The sequence below is a fragment of the Pseudomonas sp. NCIMB 10586 genome (assembly GCF_023127895.1).
Taxonomy (GTDB): Bacteria; Pseudomonadota; Gammaproteobacteria; order Pseudomonadales; family Pseudomonadaceae; genus Aquipseudomonas; species Aquipseudomonas synxantha_A.
Genome location: NZ_SPKQ01000047.1, coordinates 232,167 through 258,836, shown reverse-complemented (window position 1 = coordinate 258,836; position 26,670 = coordinate 232,167). Strand labels below are relative to the sequence as shown.

At 62.6% G+C, this 26,670-nt stretch carries 26 protein-coding genes; 2 read left to right on the top strand and 24 right to left on the bottom strand.

Going from position 1 to position 26,670, the window contains the following annotated elements; translation table 11 throughout:
* Nucleotides 1-64: 64 nt before the first annotated feature.
* Genes E4P01_RS23310 through E4P01_RS23215 form a run of 20 tightly spaced genes read right to left on the bottom strand, consistent with a single transcriptional unit; the run spans nt 65 to nt 17,391 of the window.
* Entirely contained in the window at nt 65-460 is a 396-nt protein-coding gene (locus E4P01_RS23310; protein WP_078820097.1) for a hypothetical protein, read from the bottom strand.
* A gap of 26 nt (nt 461-486) precedes the next feature.
* A complete protein-coding gene (locus E4P01_RS23305) occupies nt 487-1,713 on the bottom strand; it encodes a beta-ketoacyl-ACP synthase (protein WP_032878298.1) in 1,227 nt (408 codons plus the stop codon).
* Nucleotides 1,713-2,441 (bottom strand): 3-oxoacyl-ACP reductase FabG, encoded by a 729-nt coding sequence (fabG, locus tag E4P01_RS23300; protein ID WP_216090631.1) that lies wholly within the window; start codon nt 2,439-2,441, stop codon nt 1,713-1,715. Before fabG ends, E4P01_RS23305 begins: the two co-directional genes overlap by 1 nt.
* Entirely contained in the window at nt 2,438-2,899 is a 462-nt protein-coding gene (locus tag E4P01_RS23295; protein ID WP_078820098.1) for a hotdog family protein, read from the bottom strand. The genes fabG and E4P01_RS23295 overlap by 4 nt, the downstream gene beginning before the upstream one ends.
* The gene (locus E4P01_RS23290) at nt 2,896-4,062 is read right to left on the bottom strand and encodes a beta-ketoacyl-[acyl-carrier-protein] synthase family protein (protein WP_216090632.1); all 1,167 of its coding nucleotides are present in this window, start codon (nt 4,060-4,062) and stop codon (nt 2,896-2,898) included. Before E4P01_RS23290 ends, E4P01_RS23295 begins: the two co-directional genes overlap by 4 nt.
* Nucleotides 4,059-4,541 carry a hypothetical protein gene (locus tag E4P01_RS23285; RefSeq protein ID WP_078820100.1) on the bottom strand — a complete coding sequence of 161 codons (483 nt, stop codon included), beginning with the start codon at nt 4,539-4,541 and terminating at the stop codon, nt 4,059-4,061. The genes E4P01_RS23290 and E4P01_RS23285 overlap by 4 nt, the downstream gene beginning before the upstream one ends.
* The gene (locus tag E4P01_RS23280; RefSeq protein ID WP_078820101.1) at nt 4,538-5,287 is read right to left on the bottom strand and encodes a class I SAM-dependent methyltransferase; all 750 of its coding nucleotides are present in this window, start codon (nt 5,285-5,287) and stop codon (nt 4,538-4,540) included. Before E4P01_RS23280 ends, E4P01_RS23285 begins: the two co-directional genes overlap by 4 nt.
* Complete coding sequence (locus tag E4P01_RS23275; RefSeq protein WP_216090633.1) at nt 5,284-6,531, bottom strand: NAD(P)/FAD-dependent oxidoreductase; 1,248 nt, start codon at nt 6,529-6,531, stop codon at nt 5,284-5,286. The genes E4P01_RS23280 and E4P01_RS23275 overlap by 4 nt, the downstream gene beginning before the upstream one ends.
* A 33-nt stretch (nt 6,532-6,564) precedes the next feature.
* Nucleotides 6,565-8,895, bottom strand: a complete 2,331-nt coding sequence (locus E4P01_RS23270) for an MMPL family transporter (protein WP_216090634.1) — start codon at nt 8,893-8,895, stop codon at nt 6,565-6,567.
* Nucleotides 8,867-9,562: an outer membrane lipoprotein carrier protein LolA gene (locus E4P01_RS23265; protein WP_032878290.1), complete on the bottom strand. Its 696-nt coding sequence runs from the start codon at nt 9,560-9,562 to the stop codon at nt 8,867-8,869. Before E4P01_RS23265 ends, E4P01_RS23270 begins: the two co-directional genes overlap by 29 nt.
* Complete coding sequence (locus E4P01_RS23260; protein ID WP_032878289.1) at nt 9,556-9,984, bottom strand: acyl-CoA thioesterase; 429 nt, start codon at nt 9,982-9,984, stop codon at nt 9,556-9,558. The genes E4P01_RS23265 and E4P01_RS23260 overlap by 7 nt, the downstream gene beginning before the upstream one ends.
* Nucleotides 9,977-11,518 carry an aromatic amino acid ammonia-lyase gene (locus E4P01_RS23255; RefSeq protein ID WP_148852977.1) on the bottom strand — a complete coding sequence of 514 codons (1,542 nt, stop codon included), beginning with the start codon at nt 11,516-11,518 and terminating at the stop codon, nt 9,977-9,979. The genes E4P01_RS23260 and E4P01_RS23255 overlap by 8 nt, the downstream gene beginning before the upstream one ends.
* The gene (locus E4P01_RS23250; RefSeq protein WP_216090635.1) at nt 11,502-12,437 is read right to left on the bottom strand and encodes a glycosyl transferase; all 936 of its coding nucleotides are present in this window, start codon (nt 12,435-12,437) and stop codon (nt 11,502-11,504) included. The genes E4P01_RS23255 and E4P01_RS23250 overlap by 17 nt, the downstream gene beginning before the upstream one ends.
* A complete protein-coding gene (locus E4P01_RS23245) occupies nt 12,434-13,168 on the bottom strand; it encodes a glycosyltransferase family 2 protein (protein WP_122732447.1) in 735 nt (244 codons plus the stop codon). The genes E4P01_RS23250 and E4P01_RS23245 overlap by 4 nt, the downstream gene beginning before the upstream one ends.
* Nucleotides 13,161-14,831, bottom strand: coding sequence for an acyl-CoA synthetase family protein (locus E4P01_RS23240; protein WP_078820106.1), 1,671 nt, complete (start codon nt 14,829-14,831; stop codon nt 13,161-13,163). The genes E4P01_RS23245 and E4P01_RS23240 overlap by 8 nt, the downstream gene beginning before the upstream one ends.
* Nucleotides 14,828-15,373: a hypothetical protein gene (locus E4P01_RS23235; protein WP_078820107.1), complete on the bottom strand. Its 546-nt coding sequence runs from the start codon at nt 15,371-15,373 to the stop codon at nt 14,828-14,830. Before E4P01_RS23235 ends, E4P01_RS23240 begins: the two co-directional genes overlap by 4 nt.
* A complete protein-coding gene (locus E4P01_RS23230) occupies nt 15,370-15,624 on the bottom strand; it encodes an acyl carrier protein (protein ID WP_003187949.1) in 255 nt (84 codons plus the stop codon). Before E4P01_RS23230 ends, E4P01_RS23235 begins: the two co-directional genes overlap by 4 nt.
* Nucleotides 15,625-15,633: 9 nt before the next feature.
* Entirely contained in the window at nt 15,634-15,903 is a 270-nt protein-coding gene (locus E4P01_RS23225) for a phosphopantetheine-binding protein (RefSeq protein WP_005784090.1), read from the bottom strand.
* Complete coding sequence (locus E4P01_RS23220) at nt 15,881-16,693, bottom strand: lysophospholipid acyltransferase family protein (protein WP_078820109.1); 813 nt, start codon at nt 16,691-16,693, stop codon at nt 15,881-15,883. Before E4P01_RS23220 ends, E4P01_RS23225 begins: the two co-directional genes overlap by 23 nt.
* Nucleotides 16,669-17,391: a beta-ketoacyl synthase chain length factor gene (locus E4P01_RS23215; protein ID WP_078820110.1), complete on the bottom strand. Its 723-nt coding sequence runs from the start codon at nt 17,389-17,391 to the stop codon at nt 16,669-16,671. The genes E4P01_RS23220 and E4P01_RS23215 overlap by 25 nt, the downstream gene beginning before the upstream one ends.
* A 315-nt stretch (nt 17,392-17,706) precedes the next feature.
* Between E4P01_RS23215 and E4P01_RS23210 the strand changes: the two genes are divergently transcribed.
* Together E4P01_RS23210 and E4P01_RS23205 are read left to right on the top strand one after the other, a co-directional pair.
* Nucleotides 17,707-18,477 (top strand): ParA family protein, encoded by a 771-nt coding sequence (locus E4P01_RS23210; RefSeq protein WP_005784096.1) that lies wholly within the window; start codon nt 17,707-17,709, stop codon nt 18,475-18,477.
* 480 nt (nt 18,478-18,957) lie between these two features.
* On the top strand, nt 18,958-19,182 hold the full coding sequence (locus E4P01_RS23205) for a DUF6124 family protein (protein ID WP_216090636.1): 225 nt from the start codon (nt 18,958-18,960) through the stop codon (nt 19,180-19,182).
* Between the two features lie 130 nt (nt 19,183-19,312).
* Here the strand turns inward: E4P01_RS23205 and trxC are convergent, their stop codons facing one another.
* The 4 genes from trxC to E4P01_RS23185 are packed head-to-tail and all read right to left on the bottom strand — an operon-like array spanning nt 19,313 to nt 26,471.
* Nucleotides 19,313-19,747 (bottom strand): thioredoxin TrxC, encoded by a 435-nt coding sequence (gene trxC, locus E4P01_RS23200; RefSeq protein WP_032878279.1) that lies wholly within the window; start codon nt 19,745-19,747, stop codon nt 19,313-19,315.
* Nucleotides 19,748-19,783: 36 nt separating this feature from the next.
* Nucleotides 19,784-21,247, bottom strand: coding sequence for a protein adenylyltransferase SelO (selO, locus tag E4P01_RS23195; protein WP_216090637.1), 1,464 nt, complete (start codon nt 21,245-21,247; stop codon nt 19,784-19,786).
* Between the two features lie 48 nt (nt 21,248-21,295).
* Nucleotides 21,296-24,679, bottom strand: coding sequence for a mechanosensitive channel MscK (mscK, locus tag E4P01_RS23190; RefSeq protein WP_103733925.1), 3,384 nt, complete (start codon nt 24,677-24,679; stop codon nt 21,296-21,298).
* 49 nt (nt 24,680-24,728) lie between these two features.
* Nucleotides 24,729-26,471 (bottom strand): potassium/proton antiporter, encoded by a 1,743-nt coding sequence (locus E4P01_RS23185; RefSeq protein WP_005784108.1) that lies wholly within the window; start codon nt 26,469-26,471, stop codon nt 24,729-24,731.
* Nucleotides 26,472-26,670 lie beyond the last annotated feature (199 nt).

Sequence of the window (26,670 nt, the reverse complement as noted above, 5' to 3'; positions counted from 1 at the left end):
TTCAGTTAGAGAGACTGAGACTGACACACTGCTATCGGGAGCAAGCCCCCTCCCACATTTGGCCTTACTGCATCCCGGCCGAGCGTATCCCCGCCAGAATATCCCGGTCCAGCATGCTCACCCAGCGGTTGTAGTTGCGATGGATCTTGCCGTCCTTGTAGCCCAGGTCGCGGCTGTCGCGGTAGGTGATGGCGTAGCTGTTGCGGGTGTAGCGGATATCGATTGCTGCATAGAACTGGCCGCGCACGGTGATCTCGGCCTGCACCAGTTGCGGGCTCAGGCGTTGTACTGTCCACTCACGTTTTTGCAGGGCGGCGACGATCACCTGTTTCATTTTTTCTTCGCTGACCTGGGTCGTGGCCGGCAGTTCGTGCTGGGTGTTGAGCACTGGTTTGCTGGTGCAGCCGGCAGTGGTCAACAGGGCCAGGGTGATCAGGGTAGCGCGTAGCAGGGAAGACATTCCGTTTTCTCCAATCGATTAAAAAGTCAGGCCCAGCGGCGGAAGATCAGCGAGGTGTTGACGCCGCCGAAGGCAAAATTGTTGTTCATCACGTAGTCGTTGTGCATCTGGCGAAAGCCCCCTTGCAGGTAATCGAGCTCGCCGCATTGCGGGTCGACCGAATCCAGGTTGAAGGTGTGCACGTAGTGGTCGCGGTTCATCATCTCGATGCTGAACCACGACTCCAGCGCGCCGCAGGCACCCAGGGTGTGGCCGAGGAAACTCTTCTGCGAGCTGATCGGCATACGGCTGCCGAACAGGCTGCTGGTGGCCAGGGTTTCGGCGATGTCACCTTGGTCGGTGGCGGTGCCGTGGCCGTTCACATAGCCGATGGCAGAAGGTGCAAGCCCAGCGTCTTCCAGTGCCAGTTCCATGGCACGGCGCATGGTTTTCTGTTCCGGGCGGGTGGTGTGCTGGCCGTCGGCATTGCTGCCAAAGCCAACCAGCTCAGCGTGAATATGCGCGCCCCGCGCCAACGCGTGTTCCAACTCTTCCAGTACCAGGATGCCGGCGCCTTCACCAATCACCAGGCCATCACGGCCGCTGTCGTAGGGGCGCGGACTGGTTTGCGGCGCATCGTTTTTCAGGCTGGTGGCGTAGAGTGCATCGAACACCATGGCTTCGGTGGGGCACAGTTCTTCGGCTCCGCCGGCGAGCATCAATGGCAGGCGCCCGAACTTGATTGCCTCGTAGGCATAGCCGATGCCCTGGCTACCGCTGGTGCAGGCGCTGGACGTGGGGATCAAGCGCCCGGTGAGGCCAAAGAAAATGCTGATATTCGCCGCGGTGGTGTGCGGCATCATCCGCACATAGGAGTTGGCGTTTAGCCCCTCGGCCACGGAATTGAGCAGCATATTGCCGAACGCCTTGATCTCATCGGTGCTGCCGGTGGACGAGCCACAGGCCACGCCCATGCGCCCGTCCTTGATCGACGGGTCACCGAGCAAGCCGGCATCCTGCAGTGCCTGCTCCGCTGCCCACACCGCCAGGCGCGAGACGCGCCCCATGCTGCGCAATTGCTTGCGGGTCCAGTGCGCAGGCACCACAAAATCATCAATCGGCCCGGCCAGGCGCGTGTTCAATTCGGTAAAGCGGTCCCATTCATCCATGCGCCGGATACCGCTGCGGTTGGCGCGAAAGTTGGCGGCGATGGTGTCCCAATCGCTGCCCAGGGAGGTCATGCCGGCCATGCCGGTGACGACGACGCGCTTCATCAGCACAAGCCTCCGTTCACGGCCAGCACCTGGCGTGTGATATAGCCCGCTTCGGCCGACATCAGGAAATTCACCGCGCCGGCGACTTCTTCCGGCGTGCCCATGCGTTGCGCGGGGATCATTTTCATCAGTTCTTCGACGGGGACGTTTTCATCCAGCATCGCCGTGTCGATCAACCCCGGCGCCACGCAGTTGACGGTGATCTTGCGTTTGCCCAGTTCGATCGCCAGCGCCTTGGCTGCGCCGATCAGGCCGGCTTTTGAAGCACTGTAGTTGACCTGGCCGCGGTTGCCGATCAACCCGGACACCGAGGTGATGCACACGACACGCCCGGCGGCGCGACGTCGAATCATCGGCATCATCACTGGGTGCAGCACGTTGTAGAAACCATCGAGATTGGTGCGCATCACCACGTCCCAGTCGTCTTCCGACAGGGCAGGGAAGGCGCCGTCGCGGGTCAGGCCGGCATTGAGCACCACGCCGTAGTAGGCGCCATGTTGCTCCACGTCGGCTTCAAGGATGGCCTTGCAACTGGCGCGGTCGGACACGTCGAATTGCAGCACCCGCGCCTTGCGACCCAGGGCCTCGATCTCGACCTGCACGGTGTCGGCTTCGGCGCGGCCACTGCGGCAATGCAGCACGATGTCATGGCCGGCCTGGGCCAGGCGCAGGGCAATGGCGCGGCCGATGCCACGGCTTGAGCCGGTGACCAGTACGGATTCAGTCATGACGTTGGGTCCTTCGATTCATCTAAATAGTTGGCCGCCTGGGGCGGTCGAAATACGTTCAGGCGCGCACTGGCCTGGATACCCTTACCGGTGAGGTGGCATTCGAACACACCCATGCCGTTGTCGTCTTCCAGGGAGCGCAGGCCGTGGATATTCAGCTCGGCGCCTGCCGGGAAGTACTCGACATTGCACTCGAACTTGCGTGTACCCAACAGGAAGCCCAGTTCCACCGCGCGGCCTTGCTGGCGTGCATGGCAGCCGGCATAAGCGGCGACGCTTTGCGCCATCAATTCCAGGCCGACCCAGGCCGGCAGGCTACCGTCAGGGCGGTTGAACAGGCCGTCGGGCTTGACGGTGACGCGGGTGCGGATCTGCTCATCATCGAACGACAGCACCTGGTCGATCAGGATCATGTCGCCCGCGTGGGGTAGCAGCTCGGCAAGTGGCCAATCGATCATGGGGCCTCTGCGATTATCAGGCTGACGTTATTACCGCCGAAGGCAAACGAGTTGCTCATCAGGCAGGTTTTTTTCAAGGTGTCGCCGCTGTGCGTCCATTGCAAGGGCTGCAGCGCCGGGTCGGCGTGGCCATCCCACACGTGAGGCGGCAGCTGGCCCTGAGCCAGGCTCAGCCAGCAGAACGCCGCTTCCAGCGCTCCGGCGGCGCCAAGGGTGTGGCCGGTCATGGGCTTGGTCGACGAACAGGCCACACCGCCGGGGAACAGGCTGGCGACCGCCAGGCTTTCCATGGCGTCGTTGTGTTGGGTGGCGGTGCCGTGCAGGTTCAGGTAGCCGATCTGCTCGGGAGCCAGCTTTGCGTTGGCCAGGGCCTTGCGCATCGCTTGCAACGCGCCCTTGCCGCTGGGTTCCGGCGCGGAGATATGGTGAGCGTCGCAACTGGCACCGCTGCCCAGCAAGGCGATCGGTGCCGGCTCGCGGCTCATCAGGAACAGTACCGCCGCCTCACCGATATTGATGCCGTTGCGGTTCACCGAGAACGGGTTGCAGCGCTCGCTGGATACCGCTTCCAGCGAGGTAAATCCGTTCAGGGTCAGCTTGCACAGGCTGTCCACGCCGCCACAGATTACCGCATCGCATACCCCCAGGTTCAGCAGGCGCTGGGCGCTCATCAAGGCACGGGCGCTGGAGGTGCACGCGGTGGAAATCACATAGGCCGGGCCGCTTAATTGCAGCCAGTCGGCGAGGAAGTTTGCCGGGGCGCTGAGTTCCTGTTGCTGGTAGTCGTAGTCGGCAGGGAACTGCTTGTCGCGCAGGTAATGGGCAATGCCACGGCTGGCTTCGTCGATGCCCGAGGTGCTGGTGCCAAGCACCACGCCGACTCTCCCTCGGCCATAGGTTTGAATGGCCTGACGGATCTCATCTTCAATCTGCAACGCCGCTTCCAGCAACAACTGGTTATTGCGGCTGCTTTGTTGAGCCAGTTCCACCGGCAAAGGCACCAGTTCGCCCTGGACGGCAGCCACCGGCACCACGCGCTCCGGCACCCAGCCGCTTTCGACGCGCATGCCTGAGCAGTCACCGGCAAACAGGTTGCGGCTGACTTCGGCCTGGCCGCGGCCAAGGGCGCAGATCACACCGAGGGCATTGAGGTAAGCGGTCATCGGCTGATACCCAGCGGGGTGATGCGATAACTCAACGGCTGGCCGGTCATGTTCACGCTGAACACCTCGGAAGACTGATAGATGATTTGCCAATGGCCCGGCAGCGTGCGCGTCAGGTCCATCGCCTCGGCGCGTGGATACAACGCCGGCACATCACCGCCTGGGGTCAAAGCAAACAGCAGCGCGGCAAACAGCTCCCGCGCCTGGGGATTGGGTGGCAGCAAGCCGTCGGCCTGCCACTGCCCATCGAGCAGTTTTTGCCGGGCCAGGGGAATGCCCAAGGGGTCCATCATCGACCAGCGAATCGCGTGGCCTTCGCGCTGGATCACCAGCAGCCAGTCCTGGCGCTGCCCGTCCGCCAGGCGCTGCACATGCAGTTGCATCGGCAAGGCCAGGGCCGGGATTTTTTCCGGCAGCGGTGCCTGGCTGGCGCAGGCACTGAGCAGCAACAGGCAACCCATTAACAGCAGGCGCATCATGAGGCGGCGTTCTCCAAAGGTTTGCGCGCTACGCAGTTGACCAGGGTTTCCTCGCGCTGGCCCACCGGCGGCGCCTTGCGCAGGCCCCAGCGCTCCAGCAGGCCGAAGTCGCTGGAGCGGCTCCACCAAAGGTAGGGGTACGAGACATTCTGCGAGTCGAATTCAAAGCCTTGCTCGCGCAGCATCTCCAAGTACTCTTCGGCGCTTTTTTGCACATGCATCGGGTGGCGGAACAACCAGCGAATCACCCAGGTGTCGATATAGGCTTCGGTGGATTCGGCAAACAGCAGATAGCCGCCCGGTTTGAGTACCCGGTAGAACTCCTTGAGCGCGCGATGTTGCTCGACCAAATGGTGAAAGGTCTGGTGGCAAAACACGATATCGACGCTGGCGTCCGGTACATCGAGGGTGGCGCAGTCACTGCCGATCAGCTCGACAGCCAGGCCCTGGCGCGCAGCCTCTTCACGGCTCAGCTCCAGACTGTGGGGGTCGGCATCCAGGCCGATCAGGCGTGAAGGCGCAAACACCTGCTGCAGCAACCGGAAGGACTTACCCTGACCACAACCGGCGTCCAGCAACACCGGGGCCACCGGCAGCGGCTCGCTGAACAGGCTGCGCAGGTCGTTGATCGCCACACGCAATACGTGATGCTGCCAGGTGTGGCTGCGCAGGAACCAGAAGCCGAACCTGGTTTCCTCGACATAATTTTTGCTCAGGTAGTTTTTTTCAACGGCAGGACTGCTCATACCGCTTCACTCGCACAAATATCCGACAACATCCGCAATCGCCGTTTAGGCTCGCTGACAAACGGGTTGCGCTCATCCCAGGCGTAACCGGCCAGGATCGAACTGATCATGCGGCGAATCTCCGGCGAGCTGCCAGGATGGAAAATCACATCCTGGAACGTACCGGCATACCAGCCTTCGACGTAGCAGCGGAAGGTATCGACACCGCGCTTCAAGGGTTCGGCGAATTCGCTTTGCCAGTCCACGGTCTCGCCGTTGAGCTGACGGTGCAGCACAGCGGCGGCCATGCTGGCCGACCGCATGGCGATGGTCACGCCGGACGAGAACACCGGGTCGAGAAATTCCGCCGCATTGCCCAGTAGCGCAAAGCCTGGGCCGTGCAGGCTTTTGACGTTGGCCGAATAGCCGCCGATGCTGCGCGCCGGGGTGTCCCATACGGCATTGCTGAGCACGGCGGCCAGGCTTGGCGTTTCATCGACAAAGCTGCGCAGGCAGGCGTCAAGGTCGCTGTCGCGGCCATCGAAATGCTCTTTGGCCGCAACCACGCCCACCGAGCAACGGCCGTTGCTGAACGGGATGGTCCAGAACCAGATGTCGCGCTGGGTCGGGTGGGTGGTGACCAGAATTTTGCTGCGATCAAAGCCTGGGTGTTCGATGCGGTCTTCGATGTGAGTGAACACGGCCTGGCGCAGCGGGAAGTTCGAGGGCGCCTCAAGGTCCAGCAGGCGCGGCAGCACGCGGCCATAGCCGCTGGCGTCGAGCACGAACTTGGCCTTGATGTGGTACTCGCTGCCGTTCTGTCGGCGCACATGCAGGTAGCGGCACTCGCCGGAGAAATCCACACCGACAATGCTTTGGCCATAGCGGATTTCCACACCTTGCAGCGCCGCCTGATCGGCCAGCAACTTGTCGAACTCGCCGCGCTGCACCTGGAAGGTGGTGGGCTTGCCGTTGCTGAAGGTGTCGCCAAAGTCAAACGCACTGTAGCGCTCGCCCCAGGCGAACGCGGCGCCGGTTTTTACCTGGAAGCCCGCCGCTTGCACAGCGTCCAGCATCCCGGCTTCTTCGATGAAGTCGATGCAGTGCGACAGCAGGCTTTCGCCAATCGAAAAGCGCGGGAAATGCTCGCGTTCGACGATCAATACATCATGCCCTTTGCGCTTTAGCAGCGCGGCCGCAATGGCACCGGATGGCCCGGCACCGATCACCACCACCTGGCGACGTTCCATTTCAACTGTGGGCACGAGGGCTCCTTGCCGCATGGGCGATAATCGCATTCATAAGGTGTGTTTCTGCTGGGCTGCCCAGGGCGCCAGCATAAAGCTGAATGCCAGGCCCAGGCTGACCGATAAACCGAAATTACTCACGGCCGGTGTGCTCGACACCGCCAGCAGGCCGAACGACAACCAGGTTGTCAACGCCGCCAGCAGTGTTCCCAAGAGGCTGACGGCCGGGCCGCCGATCTGCTCGCGCATCAAGATCGCGTAGTCAACGCTGATGGCCGTGACCAGCAACAGGCCAAACAGGCTGAACAAGGTCAGCGGCTGGCCCAGCCAGCCGAGGCTGGCCAGGCTGCACAGCGCGGCCAGCAGGGGCAGGGCGACGATACGCAAGGCGCCGCCAAAACCGAAGGGCGCAATCAGCAACAGCACGATCAGTACGCACGACAGCAACTTCAATTCGGCTGCGCTGATTTGCGTGTCGGCAAACACGCGGTTCAAGTCGCCCAAGCGATCGACCAGTTGCACGCCGGGCAAATCCAGCGCCTGCACCCGCAGCAACGCCGGGTTGTTCAAGCCTTGCAAGCTGACCATGGCCGCCACGCCGCCGTCGACCGGGCCGAGCCAGAGCGTGCGCCAGGGTTCGGCCAGCGGGCCTTGCAGCGCTGCGTCAATGTCTTGAGTGGGCAGCGCCTGCAACTGCGCGACTTCAGCCTGCAGGGCACTGACGGGCACGCCGAGGTCCAGCAGCGGTTGCCAGTGTTGCGCCAGAGTGTTCAGCGCATCGCGCAGTTGTTGCTGCTCCTCGGGCAGGTTCACCAGTTGACTGAGCGCCAGGTAGCCCTGGAGCTTGTCCATGTTCACCAACTGATCCAGGCGTTTGCCCAAGGCGGCCTGGCGTTCCAGCAACTGCTGCTGATTATCTGCGCGCACCAGGAAAAACTGGCTGGTGGGCTGGAACCCGGTGATGCGCGCTACGGCCTGTGCTTCCTGGAGCAATTGCGGCGGCGCGCCGATCCACTGGCGAATATCGTTCTTGCTGTTGAGCTGCCACAGGCCGGCGGCGCAGAACACCAGCACCGCCACCAGCAGCACAGAACCGGGCACGCGTTTGATCAAGGCGGTACGCAGTTGCCATAGGGCCTGGGCGACACGCAGCGGCCATTGCGCCGGGCGCAGCTCCACGCCCTTGAGCAGCGCAGGCAGCAGGCACACCGCACACAAATAAGCCCCCACCAGCCCGGCGGCGGAGAACACCGCGATTTGCGTCAGCGCCGGGAAGGGTGTCCAGGCCAGCGCCAGGTAGCCGATGCAACTGGTGGCCAGGCTCAGGCTCAGCCCCGGCAGGGTCAGGCGCAACGCCGGCCAACTGCGCCAGGGTTGCAGGCTCCAGCTTTTGGACAGGTAGTGCAGTGGGTAATCCACCGCCACGCCGATCAGGCTGGAGCCCAGCACCAGGGTCATCACATGCATATGCCCAAACAGTGCCACACAAGCGACTGCGCCAAACAGCATGCCCACCAGCACCGGCACAAATGCCAGCAACACCCTCCAGCGTCGGAAAGCCAGCAACAGCAACAACAGGATGCCGATGGTTGCGCCACCGCCGACCCAGGTGATTTCCCGCGTGGCTTGCTGCTGCCCATTGGCCGCGTAGAGCAAGCCGCTGGCGGCGAGCAATTGCGCGCCGTGCTCACCAGCCTGCTCGCGGCTGGCCTGGAGTAAATCCGCCACTTGCAACGGCAATTTCATATCGAAGGCATTGCCGTTGGTGCGTGCCCGCACCAGCACCCAGCTTTGGCCGTCGGCTTCGGCGATCAAGGCGCCGCTGCCGATGTCCAGCTGAACCGCGCCGTGTTGTGGCTGGCTGTTCTGGATACGCCCGGTCAGGCCGAGCCAGTCGTCCTGGCTCGGCACCAGGCTGAAGCCGGTGAACGGGTCGAACAGTGCTTGTACCCGCTGCTGGATAAAAGCGCCGGGGCGTTCGATCAGTTGCTCACGGTCGTTGGCCGAGAGCATCGACAAACGCCCACGCAGCAGTTGCTCGCGCAACGCCGGCAAGTCGGCTTGCAGGTTCCATTGCACCTGTTCAAACAGACCGCTGGCCTGCCAACGCTCGCCCATTTGCTGCGCCGCGGCCAGTGCTTGCTGGCGGTCGGCATGGCCCACCAGTACCAGCATCTCGCGGTTCAGCGGTTCTTGCATACGCTGTTCGGCCTGCTGTTCCAGGGCGTCCGGCGTACTGCCCGGCACCAGTTCCATCAGGTTGGCCGACAACGGCGCGCCATCGCGCCACTGCCAGCCGGCCAGGGCCAGCACGGCCACCAGCAGGATCAGGAACAGGCGCGGCAGCAGGCGCTCACTGGGCAAAGTCGTGTTGCTCCGCATCGCTCAAGGGTTGGTCGGCCGTGCTGTCCTGCATACGCAATACAGTGCTGTCGCCCTGGGTTTCCAGCAGCTCGATGGTTTGCACCAGTTCGCCGCCGTCGATATTGATCCGGGTGAACACTTGCTTGAGCAGCAATGAGCGCGGGGTCAGCGTGAGCTTCCAGTTGTGGGGCTGGCCTTGCAGTTGCAGTTCGAAGTCACGCTGCAAGCCGCTGCTGTCGCCCTGGAGTACGGCGAGAAACAGGCGATTCTGTTCGGCCCCGGCGCTCTTGTTCGGCAGCGGTTGCCAGCCGTTGGCGTCACGCCGGGCGATGCCTTGGCCTGTGATGCGGTAGTCCTGTTGCAGCGGGGTCTTGAGCAGCCATAACAGGCCGTGGTCCTTGGCGAGCACGAAGGTGCCTTTGCTGACCAGCGGCTGGGGCAGGGCGCGCAGGTGTTTTTCCTGAGTGAAGCTGCCGTGGATGACAGAGGGTTTTGCAAGCTGATCGCTCAACTGCTGCAAGTCGAACGCCTGGGCCAAGCCTGGAACGCCCAACAGCAGGATAAGCACAATCCCTGTGGGAGCGGGCTTGCCCGCGAAGAACCTGAGGACGCTGCGTAGTGTCAGGCGTCGTGCGTTATCGTTAACGACCATCGCGGGCAAGCCCGCTCCCACAGGGGTCAGCATTTCAGGGCCCTTTCTACGGCATCGGTGAATATCTTGGGCGAGGCAAGTTGCATCTCGCGGTTGGCGATTTGCACCGCCACTTGCACGGTGCTGGCGCGGGTCAAGCGCTCGCCGCTCGCCAGGTCAGTGATCAGGTAGTTGACCTTCAAACGGTTCTCCCACTCCACCAGGCTGGCACGCACATTGAGCGTCTGGCCGAAGGTCGCGCCACGTACATAGCGTAGCTGCATGTCGATCACCGGCCAGGCGTAGCCGGACTCGAGCATCGCCGTGTAGTTATGGCCGATCTTGTCCAGCAGCGCACAGCGCGCCACTTCCAGGTACTTCACGTAGTGCCCGTGCCACACCACGTTCATGGTGTCGATATCGAAAAACGGCACGAGGATTTGCGTGTCGCAGTGCAATACGCCGGGGCTACGCATGCAGCCTCCAGTGTTGCGCGGCGATGCGTTGCAGGCACAGGCGCAGTTCGCCTTCCAGGGCACGGTCTTCGATGACTGGCGGGAAGTCCATGGCCAATTCTGCGTGCATTGCGGCCAGTGCCGGTGGCAGCGCTCGGGCATCTTCTGCTTGGGCTCGCAGCCACACGCCCTGGTTGGCGGCGAGCAGGGCGGCGGCGGCTACTTGTTCGGTCAGCTCCAGTACGCGGATTGCATCGCGGGCAGCGATGGTGCCCATGCTCACCTTGTCCTGGTTGTGGCACTCGGTGGAGCGTGAGAACACACTGGCCGGCATGGTGTTCTTCAATGCTTCGGCGGTCCAGGCGCTGGTGCCGATCTGCACGGCCTTGAAACCGTGATTGATCATCGCGCGGTCGGCGGGGGCGCCCGAGAGGTTGCTTGGCAGGCCATGGTTGTAACGCACGTCCACCAGCAGCGCGAGCTGGCGGTCGAGCAGGTCGGCGACGTTGGCCACCAGGGTCTTGAGGCTGTCCATGGCGAAGGCGATATGCCCGCCGTAGAAGTGCCCGCCGTGCAGCACGCGTTCTGCTTCGGCGTCGATGATTGGGTTGTCGTTGGCGCTGTTGAGCTCGATCTCGATAAATGAGCGCAGCCAGTTCAGGCTGTCGGCCAGCACGCCGAGGACATGAGGGGCGCAGCGCAAGGAGTAGCGATCCTGCAAGCGATGCAGCGGCGCCGTTGGCGCATCAATCGCCAGGTCGTTGCGCAGCCACGCGGCCACTTGCATCTGCCCAGGGTGCGGCTTGGCGGCGAACAGGCGCTCGTCGAAGTGTTCCGGGTTGCCTTGCAGCGCCACCACATTGAGCGCGGTGATGCGTGTGGCCAGGTGCAGCAGGTAGTCGGCGCGGGCGAAAGCCAGGCAGGCCAGGCCAGTCATCACGGCGGTGCCGTTCATCAAGGCCAGGGCTTCCTTGGGGCGCAGCACCAAAGGCTCCCAGCCCAGTTCGCGGTGCACGTCGACCGCCGGGCGGCGTTCGCCACGAAACAGCACTTCACGTTCGCCGGACAAGGTCGCTGCCACGTAGGACAGCGGCGTCAGATCACCGCTGGCGCCCACCGAGCCTTCTTCCGGGATCAGTGGCAGCACATCGTGTTCGAGGAAGGCGTGCAGGCGTTCCAGCAGTTCCACGCGTACGCCCGACACGCCATGGCACAGCGACTGCAAACGCGCCGCCAACACGGCGCGGGTGGCTTGGGCGTCGAGCAGCTTGCCCAGGCCGCAACCGTGAAAGGTGTACAGGTGACGCGGCAAGGCTTCGACGTGTTCCAGCGGTACCGCCACCACGCAGGAGTCGCCGTAGCCGGTGGTCACGCCGTAGATCACGCCTTCCTTGTCCAGCAGCGAGTCGAGAAACTGCGCGCCCTTGGCGATGCGCTGACGATAGGCAGCATCACCCTGCAATTGCGTGGGCGCCTGACGGTTGGCCAGGGCCAGCACGTCTTCGATGCGCAAGGGGCGTTCGCCAAAGGTTACCGGCTCAAGATGCGTCGTCATCGGTCTTCCAGAAAGGGTAAAAGTTGAACCATTGTTGGGGCGCTTGCAGGCAGAACTGGCCCAGGCGTGCGGCGTAGCGGGCGGTCCACTCGGCAATCACCTGCTCGCGGGTGCTGCGCTTCCATTCGATCAACGGTGCGAAAGGCTCGATGGTCAGGCGATAGCGGCCTTGGTGTTTGAGGCACATCAGCAGGTTCACCGGGCATTTGAGCAGCCCGGCCAGCAGCCACGGGCCTTGGGGGAACGCAGCCGGGTGACCGAGGAAATCCACGCGCACCGTGCGCCCACCGTGCAACGGTATGCGGTCACCGGCAATTGCCAGCCATTCGCCGTCGTCCAGGCGCTGGCTGAGCAGCAGCATGGTGGCCGGGTCCAGCTCGCTGACCTGGATCAGGCGCAAATGGCTGGCCCCGGCTTCACCCAACAGGCGGTTGAAACGCTCGGCGTGCTTGGTGTGCACCAACACGTTCATGGTGACCTGTTCACCGATCTCCGCCAGTGCACGGCACACTTCCAGGTTGCCCAGGTGCGCGCCCACCAGCATCTGCCCGCGCTCGCCACGCAGTTGCCCGCGCAATTGCGCCGGGTCGTTGATTTCGATCTGTTCCAGGCCCAGCTTGCCGTTCCATACGTCGAGCTTGTCGAGCAGGGAATCGGCGAAGGCCATGAACTGGCCGAAGACTTTCCGGTGGCTGGGCAGCAGTTCATCGCACCCACTCCATTGGGCCAGGCGCTGTTGATATTGCCAGGCGCTGTGGCGCGCCGTGCGGCCAAACAGAAAGAAGTAGAAAACGATGCTGTAGAGCAAAGGGCTCAACAGGCGACGACCCAGGATTTTTGCGGCGAGCGCCGTGAGCTTCATCAGCCAGAAGCTGCCGCGTTCCTCGCGGTCGGCCCAGTGCTTGGTGCTGTCGCTCATGCCTGCCACCGTCGCCACAGGATCATCGGCGCACGCACCAACATGCCGAAAAACAGCCGCGTGTGCATGGCGCTGATGCGAACGTTGTCGCGGAACAAGCGAAAGTGCGACAGGCCGTCGGCCGGGTAGTGCACCTGGGTCGGCAGCCAGCGCATCGGTTGGTTGCGCCAGGCCAGGCGCACCAGGATGTCCGAGTCGAAATCCATGTGCGTGCCGATGTAGGCCGAGTCCATCAAGGCCAGGGTTGGCGCCAGCGGGTACACGCGAAAACCGCACATCGAGTCGCGAATCTGCAACGACAGGGTGTTGATCCACACCCATACGTGGGTCAGGTAACGCGCATACAAACGGCCTTTGGGCACGCTGTCGTCGTATTCGGGGTAGCCGCAGATGACGGCGTCAGGGTGCCGGCGCGAGGTGTCGATAAAGGTCTCGACTTCACGCAGGTCGTGCTGGCCGTCGGCGTCCACTTGCAGGGCGTGGGTGTAGCCCCGGCGCGCCGCTTCGCGAAAGCCGGCCATCACGGCGCCACCCTTGCCCTGGTTGCTGGGCAGGGTCAACAGGGTGACGTTGTCGAGGGTGGCCAATTGCGCCAACACCGCTGCGCAGGCCGGGCTGCTGCCGTCGTCGACCAGCAGGCACGGCAGGCCGCTGCCCAGCAGGCTGCGGACCACGGCGGGTACGGCAGTTTCGTGGTTGTACACCGGAATCAGGGCGCAGGGGTTATGCATTCGCAGTCACCAACTGTATGCGACCGCTGGAACAGGCGGCAACGCCGTTGCGGTAGGTGAAATAAAGCTTGCTGCGTTCCGGGTCAAAGCGCAGGTGCAGTTCAATCTGATCGCCCGGGCGCACCAGTTGCTGGAACTTGAGCACTTCCATGCCGGCGAAGGTGCTCGGCAAGTCGAGCAGTTGCTGGCCCAGGTTGAACGCCCATTCCACTTGCACCACGCCCGGCAGCACGGGCGTTACCGGGAAGTGTCCGCTGAAATAGGCCAGGTCCGGCGGAACGCTCAGTTGCACGGTCCATTCGCCATCGGCTTCGACCTGCTCCAGCACTTCGGGGGCTTTTGGCCGGGGAGCCAGCAGAAGTGCTTCGATATCGGCCTGGGGCAGCTTGCCCTGGCTGTTGAGCGGCAATTGGCGCAGCAACCGCCAGCGACGGGGCAGGGCCAGGGCTTCGCAATGTTGGCCCAGGTGCTGGCGCAGGGTTTGGGTGAGCGTGCGCCGGCCCTGGTTGCGCAGGGCATGCAGGCCATCGCTGCTGAGCACCACCAGCGCGCCAAGGGAGGCGCGGTTTTCCTGCACTACACCCAAGCGGGTTTCGGCGACCCAGGGATGGGTCATCAATGCCTGTTCGAGCATCGGCAGGGAGATGCGTTTTTCTTCCAGCTTGACGATACGGTCCAGGCGGCCCAGCAATTCGAAGCGGCCATCGGCATGGATGCGTGCAGCGTCGGCGGTCTGTTCGATGTGCCCTTCGGGGAGGTATTTTGATGCGATGCGCAGCGCGCCGTCGGCATCCTGGCTCAGTTGCACGTCGGCAAACGGCTGCCAGGGTTGCGCGCCCTGGCGCCAGGCGATGCCGCCGGTTTCCGAGCTGCCGAGAATTTCCGTCGGCCATTGCTGCAAGCGGTCATACAGACTGCCGGCGGCTTCAACGGGCAGCGCGCCACCGGAGGAAAACACCCGCGCAACCTGGCTCAGTGCCGACCAGTCGAGGTTGTCGCCCATGCGTTTGAGCAGCGCCGGGCTGGCGACCCAGGCAAATTGTGGGTGCTCGCGGCTGGCGCGCTGCATGTCTTCGGGGAACGCCAGTTGCTTGCGCACAAAGGTGCGACCTGCGCACAGCGGCCACAGCACGCGAAACAGCAAGCCGTAGATGTGCTGGGTGGCGACGCTGCCGATGATGCAGGCGTCTTTGAGGTCCGCCCCCCACAGGGCTTCCAGCGCCTCGACTTCATTGGCCAGTTGGCGCAGGGACTTGTCGATGCGCTTGGGCTCGCCGCTGGAACCGGAGGTGCACAGGCTCAGTTGGCAGGTGTCCAGGTCGAGAACCGCAGGGCTCAGTGGCGCCTGGTACAGCGCCTCGAGATCAGCGGCTTCGATCAACCAGGCGTCGACGGCAGGATCCCAGCGATGGCGGGTCTGGGGCTGCAGGTCGGCCGGCAGCAGTACGCTGGCACCGGCGCGCCAGGCGCCCAGCAAGGCAATCGCCAGGACGCCCGCGTCTTCCAGGTACACGGCCAGGCGCTGGATGCCTCGCGCCTGCAAGCCGGCCGCCAGGCGCAGGGATGCTTCCCACAGCTGGGCGTGATTCATGTCAGGCTCGGTGGTGACCCAGCGCTGTTGCAGCGGCTCAAGCAACAAGTGCTCAAGTTTCAACCCATTCATACGCGGCCTCGAACCCTTTGTCGTACCAGCCATTCCACGGCAAACAACAGCGCCATCAGCCCGTAGGCGATCAAGCCGTTGTACAACGTCCACCAGCTCAGCGGCGCCCACAGCGTGAGCGCGGCGGCGAGCAAGCCGTTACACAGAAAAAATGCACTCCACACCACGGTGACCTGGCGGGTATACACGATTGCCTTCGGCGGCAGTTGCGGGTCAGTCATGCGTGCCAGGCGCTCGACCATCGGCGGGCCGTATTTCAGGCTCAGGCCGAACAGCGCCAACATGAACGCGCTGACCAGGCTGGGGTACCAACGCAGCCACTGCGGGTTATCGAACCAGGCCAGCAGCACGCAGAACACGATCACCGTCACCGCCATCCAGCGGCTGCCCGGGCGCCGCCCAGCGGTCAGGGCGCGCAACAGCCACAGGCTGCCCAGCAACAGGCCGAATTGCCACGGTGCAAAATGCTCGGTGCCGTAATACACCGCAAAGGGGTACAGCAGCCCCGCCAACAACAGGCCAAGGCCGATCAGCCGGCTCATGCGGCGGGCTGGACCAGACGGTATACCGCCTCAACCACGTCGTTCACGGTGCGCACCGCCTTGAATTCTTCGGCGGCGATCTTCTTACCGGTCTGGCGCTTGATGTGGTCGATCAGGTCCACGGCGTCGATGCTGTCGATTTCCAGGTCTTGATACAGGTTGGCGTCGAGGGTGACGCGCTCCGGGGGCAGTTCAAACAGTTCCACCAAGGCATCGCGCAGGGTGTTGAAAATATCGTCACGAGTTTGCATGGTACGGTCTCAAGCTGCCTGTCGGGCCGTGACGAACGCCGCAAGGCTGGCCACGTTGGTGAAATGATTGCGGGTGTCCTTGGCGTCGGCATCGATCTTGATGCCGTAGGTTTTCTGGATCGCCAGGCCCAATTCCAGGGCATCGACCGAGTCCAGGCCCAGGCCTTCGCCAAACAGAGTCTGTTCGCTGCCAATGTCGTCGGCGCTGATGTCTTCCAGGCCCAGGGCCTCGATGATCAGCTCTTTTATCTCGTGCTCAAGGCTTTTTTGGTCGCTCATCTTCGGCGAGCTCCTTAATGAAATAGTGATGCAGGTAATCGTTGAGCTTGCGTGAAGCCTGGGGCGCGGCGCCGAGCGCGGCAAACGCTTGTGGCTCTATATCGGCCCCCACGCGCAAACTGAAGTGAAATCGACGTTTGGGGATGCGATACCAGGGTTCGGCCTTGGTCAGGGTGGTGGGGCTGACCTTGATCACCACCGGGGTGATGATTGTCGCACCCCGCAGGGCAATGGCCGCGCCGCCGCGATGAAAGGCGGGGGCCGCGCCGGGTGTAGTGCGGGTGCCTTCGGGAAAGATGATCAGGGTCTGGCCGGCGCGCAGGGCATCGGCAGCCGCATCGAGCATATCGGCGCTGCCGTCGTTGCTGATGTAGCCGGCATCACGCACCGGCCCGCGGGTGAAGGGGTTCTGGAACAGGCTCTGCTTGACCACGCAGTTGGTCTGGCGCATCAGGCCGATCAGGAACACCACATCGATCAGCGACGGGTGGTTGGCAACGATCATCTGCCCTGGGCGCCCGAGCTTCTCGGCGCCTTCCACGCTGTAGGTCAGCACGCCGACACGCTGCATCAACCGCACAAAGAACCAGAACAGCCGGCTGATGGTGTGACGTGCACGGCGCTGGTGCTGTTCGGCACTGCCCGGCAAGCAACTGAGCAATGGAAACACCAGCAAACGCAGGCACAACCCGCCCACGCCGAACAGGAAAAAGCTCGCGGCGGTAGCGAACAGGCGCCAGTAATAGGCGTCCCGAGGCTTGTCGGTCAGGGCTTGCGTTGCCAGTTCCATACTCGGTTCTTCCAGGCATGTTGGCAGGCGCCCTGTTCGGTCAGCAGGGTGCGCAGCAGGTTCAGGGCGTGGGGCCACTGGGCGATGGTGGAGGGTTGGACAGTGCCGGTGGTAAGTTCCAGCTGCCACTCGTCGCCCGGTGTGAGCAACAGGCCGAGGGCATAGGGGAACGGTACGTCATGGATCCAGCCGGCGTAGGCTTCGGGCGGCTGTTCTTCAGTGATCACCAGCAGCACCGCCGGGGCGCCTTCGTTGAGCAGTGCGGCGGCTTCGAGGAGGCCGTGCTCCAGGCCATCGCCAACGGCGGCGAGGGCAGTCATCTCGGCGGTTTCATTGCGCAGGATCGACCACAGGCCGATCACCGCGTTGTGCACCGACAGGCTGAACTGGGTGGGCGACAGCGGCTGCTCGTTGGCCAGATCACTGAGGATATCCAGGGTGCGCGGGGTTTCGCCGTGGCGGGAAATGAACACCAGCGGCAGCTCTGCAAGGCCCTCGGCCAGCGGCCAGCCGACGCTGAACGCCATGCGCGCCAGCCGGCTCAAGCGGCGGCGCTGCATAGCTGGCAGAAATGACACATCCGGGCAGGCTTCGCTGACGGGCAGCAACACCGGGTCCCGGCACCAGGCGTGCCAGTCGTGCGCACTCTCAAGGCCAGGAGCCCAGGCGCGCCATTGGGCGATGTTGAAGTTGATCACTGAGAAGTTATCCCGCCCCTGCGGGCTTCCATGTGCGGCCAATGGCCCCGGATTCCGGGACAGAGAGCAATAGCCGAATGGCGCGCATTATCCCGGTGCCGCGGGGTTCTAGCAAATAGTGGTGAAAATTTGTTCACTATCGATCACAAATAAGTTGGAAGAATTTACAGATTGTCGGCGATCACAGGCCAGGCTGGGTCGTCGGAGATTTCCCGTTCATTTGTGAGCCAGGCACAGCGTATGGATGAACGAGGTAGCTAACTGGCGCTTTTGCGCTCTACACTCGGTCATTCATTGATACACGGAGGTTTTTCCATGCGGCGCGTGGTGTTCAATCAAAAAGGCGGCGTGGGCAAGTCCAGCATCGCCTGCAACCTGGCGGCGGTCAGCGCCAGCGAAGGTTATCGAACCCTGTTGGTGGACCTCGATGCGCAAGCCAACTCGACCCAGTACCTCACCGGGTTGACGGGCGAAGACATCCCCATGGGGATCGCGGATTTTTTCAAGCAAACGTTGTCTTCCGGGCCGTTTTCGAAGAAGAACAAGGTGGATATCTACGAAACGCCGTTCGACAACCTGCACGTCATCACCGCCACCGCCGAGCTGGCAGACCTGCAGCCCAAGCTCGAAGCCAAGCACAAGATCAACAAGCTGCGAAAGCTGCTGGATGAGTTGAGCGAGGATTACGACCGGATTTACCTCGACACCCCACCCGCGTTGAACTTCTATGCGGTTTCGGCGCTGATTGCCGCTGATCGTGTGCTGATCCCCTTCGATTGCGACAGCTTTTCGCGCCAGGCTTTGTATGGCTTGCTGGCTGAGATCGAAGAATTGAAGGACGACCATAACGAAGGCCTGGAAGTGGAAGGCATCGTGGTCAACCAATTCCAGGCCCGGGCGAGCCTGCCGCAGCAGATTCTCGATGAGCTGATTGCCGAAGGGCTGCCGGTACTGCCGGTGTACCTGGCCAGCTCCGTGCGTATGCGCGAGTCGCACCAGGAGAGCAAGCCGCTGATCCACCTGGACCCACGGCATAAACTGACGCAGCAGTTTGTGGAGCTGCATAACCTGCTGGAAAATGCCTGACCCCACAGGCAGCGCAGAACACTGTGGGAGCTGGCTTGCCTGCGATGGCATCACCTTGGTGTACCAGGCAGACCGAGTCGCCTGCATCGCAGGCAAGCCAGCTCCCACAGTTTGGATTGCATTTCGGCGGGTGAGTTGGATTTGTCCCACAGGGTCTGTAGGAAGGGTCTGGCAATTGGGCTTGTGCCTTGTAACCTTGCCTACAGCTACGCCAGAATCCGCCGGCTTGTGCGTCTGGATGGGCGTCTCTAAGGTTTGCCGGTCGCTGAATGTTCAGTGATCGGGTTTAGTAGCCCGACCGACCAAAGCATGTGCACCTGCTCCAAAAGCATGGCGTTATCGCCTATCTGATGGTGGCTGTGCGCAGGGCACCTTCGGGTGCGCCGGTCTTTGCTTTGTTCCCCGGTCTACTAACCTGCGTACAGCTGCCACCCTTCGTTTAGTAGCGAAACGGTAGTGGCCCTATCAGGGAACAAATGCATGTCTATCCGTCTTTTCAATGTTTCACCCAACCTCCCCACCGAAGCCCTCGTGCTCAACAGCTACGAAATCTTCTCCTCCGTGCGCACGCTATTACTCAACTTGTCCAACGACCTCACAGGCGAACATCGCGATGTGGCTCTGGCGATTCACCAATTAAGCGAACTGGGCGTCATGCTGGTCGGCCAGATGATGGACCGCGAAGCCCCACTCCCTCAAGGCTGAAATGCGGTCAAAATGTGGGAGGGGGCTTGCTCCCGATGGCGGTGTGTTAGTCCCCTGATAAGTTGACTGGCTTACTGCTATCGGGAGCAAGCCCCCTCCCACACTGTCCAGCGGTGTTCTGAAGGGGTGGTTACACCCCCTGGCTACGCAACCAGCTCATCAGCTGCGGCAACGGAAACGCTCCGCTCTGGCGCGCCACTTCGCGACCGTTCTTGAACAGAATCAAACTGGGAATAGAACGAATCCCCAACTGCGCCGACAGCTGCTGATTAGCCTCACTGTCCAGCTTCGCCAGCCGGCACTTGCCTTCAAGCTGCCCGGCGGCCTGCTCGAATACCGGCGCAAACGACTTGCACGGCCCGCACCATTCGGCCCACACATCGACCAGGAGCGGCAGGTCGCCCTTGATCTGGCTGGCATAGTCGCCCTGTTTCAAATCAAAGGGTTTGCTCAGCAACACCGACTGCTTGCAACGCCCGCACTTGGGCGCATCACCCAGGCGTTCGCCGGGGATGCGGTTGAGGCCGTTGCAATGTGGGCAGGGGATGACAAGAGATTCGGACATCGGGGGCTCCTTGGGGGTGGCTATGGGTTTCAGGACTTACGACGAACAACTAATCTCCAAATGCTTACCCCAATCCGGCGGCCGTTGCGCGTACTGCTCCATCCCCGCTTGCTCTTCAAACGGCCTGGTTAGCACTTCATGCAGCCGTCGCACTTCGCTGTAGTCGCCTGATTCGGCGGCGGCGATGGCGTTTTGGGCCAGGTAGTTACGCAGGATGTAGAGCGGGTTCACCGCATGCATCCGCTCACGGCGCTGTTCCAGGGTGTAATCCCCGTCCCGCGCAACGCGGGCCTTGTAGCGCTCGGCCCAGGCATCAAACCCGGCCAGGTCGACAAAGTCGTCACGTAGCCGCGTCACGGCCAGCGCCGCGGATTCATCGCCCAGGCGTCGGAAGAACAGTGTGTAGTCCACGCCGCTGTTCTGCATCAGCTTGAGCAAGTCTTCCACCAGTTTCTGGTCATCCTCTTCAGCGCTCGTGAGCCCCAGCCGGCGGCGCATCAGGTCCAGGTAGTGGGCCTGGTAGAACGGCAGGTACAGGCCAAGTGCCTCCTTCAAGGCATCAACGCTGATGAACGGCGTAAGCGCCTGGGCCAATGCGCTGAGGTTCCACTGCCCGATAGGCACCTGGTTGCTGAAGGAGTAACGCCCTTCATGGTCGGAATGGTTGCAGATGAAGTGCGCGTCAAAATCATCGAGAAACGCAAACGGCCCGAAGTCGAAGGTGATGCCCAGGATCGACATGTTGTCGGTGTTCATCACACCGTGGCAGAAGCCGTACGCCTGCCACTTGGCGATCATTTCGGCATTGCGCTCGACGATTTCGCGGAACATCGCCAGGTACGGCTCAGGCTGCTCGCGGCACTCGGGGTAATGCAGATTCAACACGTGTTCGGCCAGCTCGGCCTGCTGTTCGGGCTTTTTGGTGTAGTAGAAGTATTCGAAATGCCCGAAGCGGATATGGCTATGGGCCAGGCGCAACACCATGGCGCCACGTTCCTGTTTCTCACGCCAGACCGGGGTGCTGGAGCCGATCACGCATAGAGCGCGGCTGCTGGGGATGCCCAGCGCGTGTAGCGCTTCGGAGGCGAGGAATTCGCGGATCGAAGAGCGCAACACCGCACGCCCGTCGCCCATGCGCGAGTAAGGCGTCATCCCCGCGCCCTTGAGGTGCAAATCCCAATGCTCGCCGGCGTCGTTGTAGACCTCGCCCAGCAACAACCCGCGGCCGTCGCCCAATTGCGGGGTGTAGCCGCCAAACTGATGCCCCGAATAGACCATCGCCCTTGGTTCGGCTTCGGCCCACAGCTTGTGGCCGCCAAACAGTTCGGCAAACACGGGCGTTTCAGCCACGGCCGGGTCGAGGTCGAGCAGCGCCATGGCGGCCTTGCTTGCCACGACCAGGCGCGGCTCGTCCAGAGGCTCGGGCAGAACGTGGGTTGAGAACGCATCGCCCAGGCGTGCGAAGCGGTTGTCGAAGGTCAGTTCGTCGAGGGCTTTCACCGGCCATCTCCAGCAGAATGTCCGAGCATTCTGCTGGGGACAGGGCGTTTAGTCGAGTTTGCTCGGTGGCGGCTCCGGCGCATCCACCACTTTGCCGGCGGGTGGCTCTGGTGCGTCGGGCTTGTCGACGGGCTCGACGATGGTCTTGCGCTCATCCTCGGCCGGCACCAGCTTGTATTCCTGGCCGTGGAGGTTTTTCAGGTAGATCTCCATCTGCCGGAACGAGATGTTGATGTGCTGTTTCTTGAACTCACGGTTGATAAAGCGGTTGACCTCGTCGAGCACCGGGTTGCGGTCGCCGAGGTCGCGCACATGCATGCGCAGCTCGTGGTCCAGGGTGCTTTCGCCGAAGTTGAGGAAGTACACATGGGGTTCGGGTTCTTTCAGTACCCGCGGGTTTTCCCGTGCGGCTTTGAGTAACAATTCCTTCACCAGATCCAGATCGGAGCCGTAGTCCACGCCGAGTTTCAAGGTGACGCGAGTGATGGTGTCGGTCAGCGACCAGTTGATCAGTTGCCCGGTAATGAAAGTCTTGTTCGGGACAATGATGTCCTTGTTGTCGAAGTCGGTGATGGTGGTGGCGCGAATGCGGATCTTGCTCACCGTACCCGACAGGTTGCCGATGGTGATGGTATCGCCAATGCGCACCGGGCGTTCGAACAGGATCATGATACCGGAGATGAAGTTGGCGAAGATCTCCTGCATACCGAAGCCCAGGCCCACCGACAGCGCCGCAACCAGCCATTGCAGCTTGTCCCAGCTCACGCCGAGGGTGGACAGGGTGGTGACAAACCCTACGCCGGCAATGATGTAGGACAGCAAGGTGGTGGTGGCATAGGCGCTGCCCTGGGCCAGGTCCAGCTTGGACAGTACCAGCACTTCCAGCAGGCCGGGCAGGTTGCGCGCCAGGGCGAAGGTGATGCCGATGATGATCGACGCGCCGAGCAGGTCGCCGATACTGATGGGCACCATGCTGATATTGGTACCCGTACCGCTGGTGTATTCGTACAGGGTGACGTTATCCAGGTACGAAAACACCGAGATCAGGTCCGACCACACCCAGTACAGCGCCGCGATAAAGCCGCCGAGCAAGGCCAGGCGGATCAGGCGCATGGACTGTTCGTTGACCTGTTCGATGTCCAGGGTCGGCTCCTCGATCACCGTTTCGCCATCACCGGCTTCCTTGGCGGCCTGGCGTTTGGCCAGGGCGCGGGCATAGGCCAGGCGCCGGGCGGCCACGCCGAGGCCGCGCACGAAGGTGGCTTCGATCACCAGCCAGAACATCAGCAGGTACAGGGTGTTGATCAGCCGGTCGCTGAGTTTCAGGGCGGTGTAGTAGTAGCCAAAGCACACGGCGATGAACAGCGCGATCGGCAGGGCGGTGAACACCAGCCCGATGGCCTTGCGAAACAGCGAGGCCTTTTCATGGGTGGGGCTGTTGAGCAGCAGGCGACTCAGCAGCCACGCCATCAAGCCATAGCAGGTGAGCACCACGGCAATGCCCAGCACGTCTTCGGCCAGTGCCGCCGGTTGGTGTTCGGCAATCGCCACCACCGCCACCAGGGCCAGTACCACCAGCCCGAGCTTGCGTATCCAGCCCTGGAGGAACTGGACCTGAGGTTTCTCCCAGCGAAAGTGCAGTTCGGCCACGCCGCCCGGCGCAAGGATGCGGTAGGCGGTGTAGAACACCAGCCACGCCTGGGCGATCTGCAGCAGGGCCGAGCCCAGGTTGGCGTTTTGCCCGCGGGCGTCGATCTGCAATGCATAGCCGCACAGCGCCAGGCCCAGTGACACCGGCATTGCCAGCAGGATATTGATCAGGATCGCCTGCGGCGTATGCCACTGGCTGTCGCGCTTGAAGTGACCGATGTCCAGGTGGACCTTGTTCAGGCGCTGGTACAACGCCTTGCGCCGCCACAACAGCGCGCCGAGCAACAGCAGCAGCGGCAGGAACAGCAACGGGCGCTGGGTCAGGCCGTCATACAGTTCGCTGACACTGGACGCCCAGGGCAGGGTGGCGACTTGCTTGCTCAGGTGCGCCGGCACGGTTTCCAGCCATTCGGTGTCCAGCGGCTTGTTGCTCGGGATCCAGAACATCTGCTCATCAAGCGTCGCGCGCAGTGTAGTGGCGGTGCTCAGCAGTTGCTTCTGGTTCAGTTGCAGGGTGATCGATTCGTTCAGTAGCGCACTCAGCTCGCGGCTCAGGCGCTCCAGCAGGTCGCTGCGGGTGATCGCCAGTTCCAGCAAGGTGCGACGCAGTTGCGGCGTGACTTCGTCCGGTGGCTGGTTGGCCAGCAGGTTATCCACATAGGCGCTGGGGGAACTGATCAGCTCACGCTGCTGGTTGACCTCGAACTGGTACAGGCGAATGTTGGCGATATCGTCGGCCAGGTCGCGGTCGACGGTAAGGCGCGGCAGGGCCTGTTTTTGCTTATACAGAATCTTGGAAAGCAGCAGGCTGCCCTTGAGCACGTTGATCTGCTCGTCCAGGGCCGAATCGCTCTGGTTGACCGTGTCCAGTTGCTGCTTGGTCTGCAGGTTCTTCTGGGTCAGGTCATTGAGACGGTCAGTGCTCTTGAGCAGGTAGTCGGAGAGCTTCAGGTTGTCGGCGCTTTCCTTGGCAAGGATGCTGCTGCCCCCGGCTTTCTGGGCTTCGATGGACTGTTGCGTCACCGTCTGCTGGGACTGGGCCAGGCGTTTCTGGTTGATCAGGGTTTGCAGGTCCTGGATTTCCTGCTCCAGGCGCGCGGTTTTTTCCTGGATCAGGTCGTGCTGGCTGTTGCCCAGGTCTTGCAACTGGCTGTTGCCGGCCAACTCCTGGCGGCGCAGGGGGATGAGCGCATTCAGGGCCGCCAGTTCAGCGTTCAGCTGGTTGCGCTGGTCGCCGCTGAGGGCTTTGCCGTTGTCTTTGCCCAGCTTGAGCGTGGCATTGATCTGCTGGATGCGCGTCTGGCTGCTGCTGATTTCGGTTTGGGCGCGCTCGGGGCGGGTCTGGGCGGCGATGGTCAAGCTGTTGGCGTCGGCCAGCTCTTTTTGCAGGTCGCCTTGCTGGGTGCTGCGTTGCACCAGCAATTGCTCAAGCTGCGGCACGGGCAGCGAGGCGTAGCGTTGGGCTACCGGGATGATTTTGGTGGCCTTGAGCCGGGCCAGCTCGCGCTGGTTGTCGGCGGTCTGGCGTGGGGCCTCTTCCAGCTGACGCTTGAGATCGGCCAGGCGCTGCTCGTAATCCTGCTGGTTCGCCAGGTACGTCAGGGTCTGCTGCAGGATGCCCTGCAACGCCTTCATGTCAGCGTCGGGCAGCTTGCGGTCGGGCAGTTTATCCAGGGTTTGCTGGATGGCGTCGGCGCTGGGCGGGTCGGCAGCGTGAACGGCGCCGACGCAAAGGGTCAGGCCCAGCAGGGCAGTGGCGATAAAAGTGCGCAGGGTTGGCATAGAGACCGGTCTTGCAAGGTGAAGAATCGGGGCGTTGTTGCCCCGCAGTTTAGAGGAAGAGTCCGGGGCCCGGGCGACTTCCTTCGGGGAATCTGACGCCGACTTTGCCAATCTTGTTCCCGTCCATGACCGCGACAGTCCAGATGGTGTTGTTCCATTCCACCTGGTCGCCCACCACCGGTGCACCGCCGACCTTCTGGGTGATGAAGCGACTCAGCGGCATGTCCGGGTCGATACCCTCGAGCTTGAGCCCGTACAAGGCCGAAACCGCGCCCAGCTGGGCGTCGCCTTCGAGCACGAAGTCGCCGAAGAAGCGCAAATCGAGGCCCCGTTGCGGTGCCTGGCTGAACAGTTTGCCCAGGGCCGGCAGGTTGTGTTCATGGCCGATCACACAGAGCAAATCATCGACTTCCAGCACGGTACTACCCGACGGATGGAGCAGTTGCTGACCGCGAAACAGTGCAGCGATGCGCGTGCCTTCGGGCATTTTCAGCTCGCGCAGGGCCGCGCCGATGCACCATTTTTCCGCGCCCAGGCGGTAGACGAACAGCTCCCACTCGCTGGTGACGTGTACTTCCAGGGCTGCGCGGGAAATCGGTGCCGGGTCCGGTGGTACGGTGACCTTGAGCAACTTGGCCACCCACGGCAGACTTGTGCCCTGCACCAGCAGCGACACCAGCACGATAAAGAACGCCAGGTTGAAGTACAGCTGCGCATGGGGCAGGCCGGCCATCAGCGGGAACACCGCGAGGATGATCGGCACCGCGCCGCGCAGGCCGACCCAGGCGATAAAGGCCTTTTCGCGACCGTGGAATGCCTTGAACGGCAGCAGGCCAACCATCACCGAAAGAGGCCGCGCAAACAGGATCATCCACAGCGCCAGGCCCAGCGCGGGCAGGGCGATGGGCAGCAGGTCATGGGGCGTGACCAACAGGCCCAGCACCAGGAACATGCCGATCTGCGCCAGCCAGGCCATGCCATCGAGCATATGCAAAATGCCATGGCGGCTGCGCACCGGGCGGTTGCCAATCACCAGGCCGCACAGGTACACGGCCAGGAAGCCGCTGCCGTGCAGGGCGTTGGTCAGGGCGAAAACGAACAGGCCGCCGGCGATTACCAGAATCGGGTACAGGCCGTTGGCCAGGTTGATGCGGTTGACCAGCTGCAGCATCAGCCAGCCGCCGCCCAGGCCCACCAGGCCACCGATGCCGAATTCGCGAATCAGATGAGTCAACAGGCTCCAGTGCAGGCCGGTCTGGCCGCTGGCGAGCATGTCGATCAGGGTGACGGTAAGGAACACCGCCATCGGGTCGTTGCTGCCGGATTCGATTTCCAGGCTGGCGCTGACCCGTTCGTTGAGGCCCTTGCCGCCCAGCAGCGAGAACACTGCCGCGGCGTCCGTTGAGCCAACGATGGCGCCAATCAGCAAGCCCTGGATGATATTGAGGTCGAACAGCCAGGCCGCCGCCATGCCGGTGAGGCCGGTGGTAATCAACACCCCCACCGTGGCCAGGGACAAGGCCGGCCACAGCGCCACGCGGAAACTCGCCACCCGTGTGCGCAAGCCGCCGTCGAGCAGGATCACGGCCAGGGCGAGGTTGCCCACCAGGTAGGCAGTCGGGTAGTTATCGAAAATGATGCCGCCGCCATCGACACCGGCGGTCATGCCCACGGCCAGGATGATCACCAGGATCGGGATGCCCAGGCGGGACGAAAGGGAACTCACCAGAATGCTCGCACTTACCAGCAACGCGCCGATCAAGAACAGGCTGTTGATGGTCGTCGCATTCAAAGGCAGTACTCCAGAGCAGGGAAGACGGGGCGCGAACTGACCATGCAGTCTGCGTGCCAGCGATTCTAACCTGTTGAATTGCTGCGCTGTCAAAAAGCTTTTTCTGAATTTTTGCAGAAGCAAATGTGGGAGGGGGCTTGCCCCCGATAGCGGTGGGTCAGCCGCAGATAAGTTGACTGATATACCGCAATCGGGAGCA

Bases quoted from the DNA above. Each gene is read 5' to 3' on its own strand.
- E4P01_RS23310 (WP_078820097.1), bottom strand. From the start codon at position 460: ATGTCTTCCCTGCTACGCGCTACCCTGATCACCCTGGCCCTGTTGACC.
- E4P01_RS23305 (WP_032878298.1), bottom strand. From the start codon at position 1,713: ATGAAGCGCGTCGTCGTCACCGGCATGGCCGGCATGACCTCCCTGGGC.
- fabG (WP_216090631.1), bottom strand. From the start codon at position 2,441: ATGACTGAATCCGTACTGGTCACCGGCTCAAGCCGTGGCATCGGCCGC.
- E4P01_RS23295 (WP_078820098.1), bottom strand. From the start codon at position 2,899: ATGATCGATTGGCCACTTGCCGAGCTGCTACCCCACGCGGGCGACATG.
- E4P01_RS23290 (WP_216090632.1), bottom strand. From the start codon at position 4,062: ATGACCGCTTACCTCAATGCCCTCGGTGTGATCTGCGCCCTTGGCCGC.
- E4P01_RS23285 (WP_078820100.1), bottom strand. From the start codon at position 4,541: ATGATGCGCCTGCTGTTAATGGGTTGCCTGTTGCTGCTCAGTGCCTGC.
- E4P01_RS23280 (WP_078820101.1), bottom strand. From the start codon at position 5,287: ATGAGCAGTCCTGCCGTTGAAAAAAACTACCTGAGCAAAAATTATGTC.
- E4P01_RS23270 (WP_216090634.1), bottom strand. From the start codon at position 8,895: ATGCGGAGCAACACGACTTTGCCCAGTGAGCGCCTGCTGCCGCGCCTG.
- E4P01_RS23265 (WP_032878290.1), bottom strand. From the start codon at position 9,562: ATGCTGACCCCTGTGGGAGCGGGCTTGCCCGCGATGGTCGTTAACGAT.
- E4P01_RS23260 (WP_032878289.1), bottom strand. From the start codon at position 9,984: ATGCGTAGCCCCGGCGTATTGCACTGCGACACGCAAATCCTCGTGCCG.
- E4P01_RS23255 (WP_148852977.1), bottom strand. From the start codon at position 11,518: ATGACGACGCATCTTGAGCCGGTAACCTTTGGCGAACGCCCCTTGCGC.
- E4P01_RS23250 (WP_216090635.1), bottom strand. From the start codon at position 12,437: ATGAGCGACAGCACCAAGCACTGGGCCGACCGCGAGGAACGCGGCAGC.
- E4P01_RS23245 (WP_122732447.1), bottom strand. From the start codon at position 13,168: ATGCATAACCCCTGCGCCCTGATTCCGGTGTACAACCACGAAACTGCC.
- E4P01_RS23240 (WP_078820106.1), bottom strand. From the start codon at position 14,831: ATGAATGGGTTGAAACTTGAGCACTTGTTGCTTGAGCCGCTGCAACAG.
- E4P01_RS23235 (WP_078820107.1), bottom strand. From the start codon at position 15,373: ATGAGCCGGCTGATCGGCCTTGGCCTGTTGTTGGCGGGGCTGCTGTAC.
- E4P01_RS23230 (WP_003187949.1), bottom strand. From the start codon at position 15,624: ATGCAAACTCGTGACGATATTTTCAACACCCTGCGCGATGCCTTGGTG.
- E4P01_RS23225 (WP_005784090.1), bottom strand. From the start codon at position 15,903: ATGAGCGACCAAAAAAGCCTTGAGCACGAGATAAAAGAGCTGATCATC.
- E4P01_RS23220 (WP_078820109.1), bottom strand. From the start codon at position 16,693: ATGGAACTGGCAACGCAAGCCCTGACCGACAAGCCTCGGGACGCCTAT.
- E4P01_RS23210 (WP_005784096.1), top strand. From the start codon at position 17,707: ATGCGGCGCGTGGTGTTCAATCAAAAAGGCGGCGTGGGCAAGTCCAGC.
- E4P01_RS23205 (WP_216090636.1), top strand. From the start codon at position 18,958: ATGTCTATCCGTCTTTTCAATGTTTCACCCAACCTCCCCACCGAAGCC.
- trxC (WP_032878279.1), bottom strand. From the start codon at position 19,747: ATGTCCGAATCTCTTGTCATCCCCTGCCCACATTGCAACGGCCTCAAC.
- mscK (WP_103733925.1), bottom strand. From the start codon at position 24,679: ATGCCAACCCTGCGCACTTTTATCGCCACTGCCCTGCTGGGCCTGACC.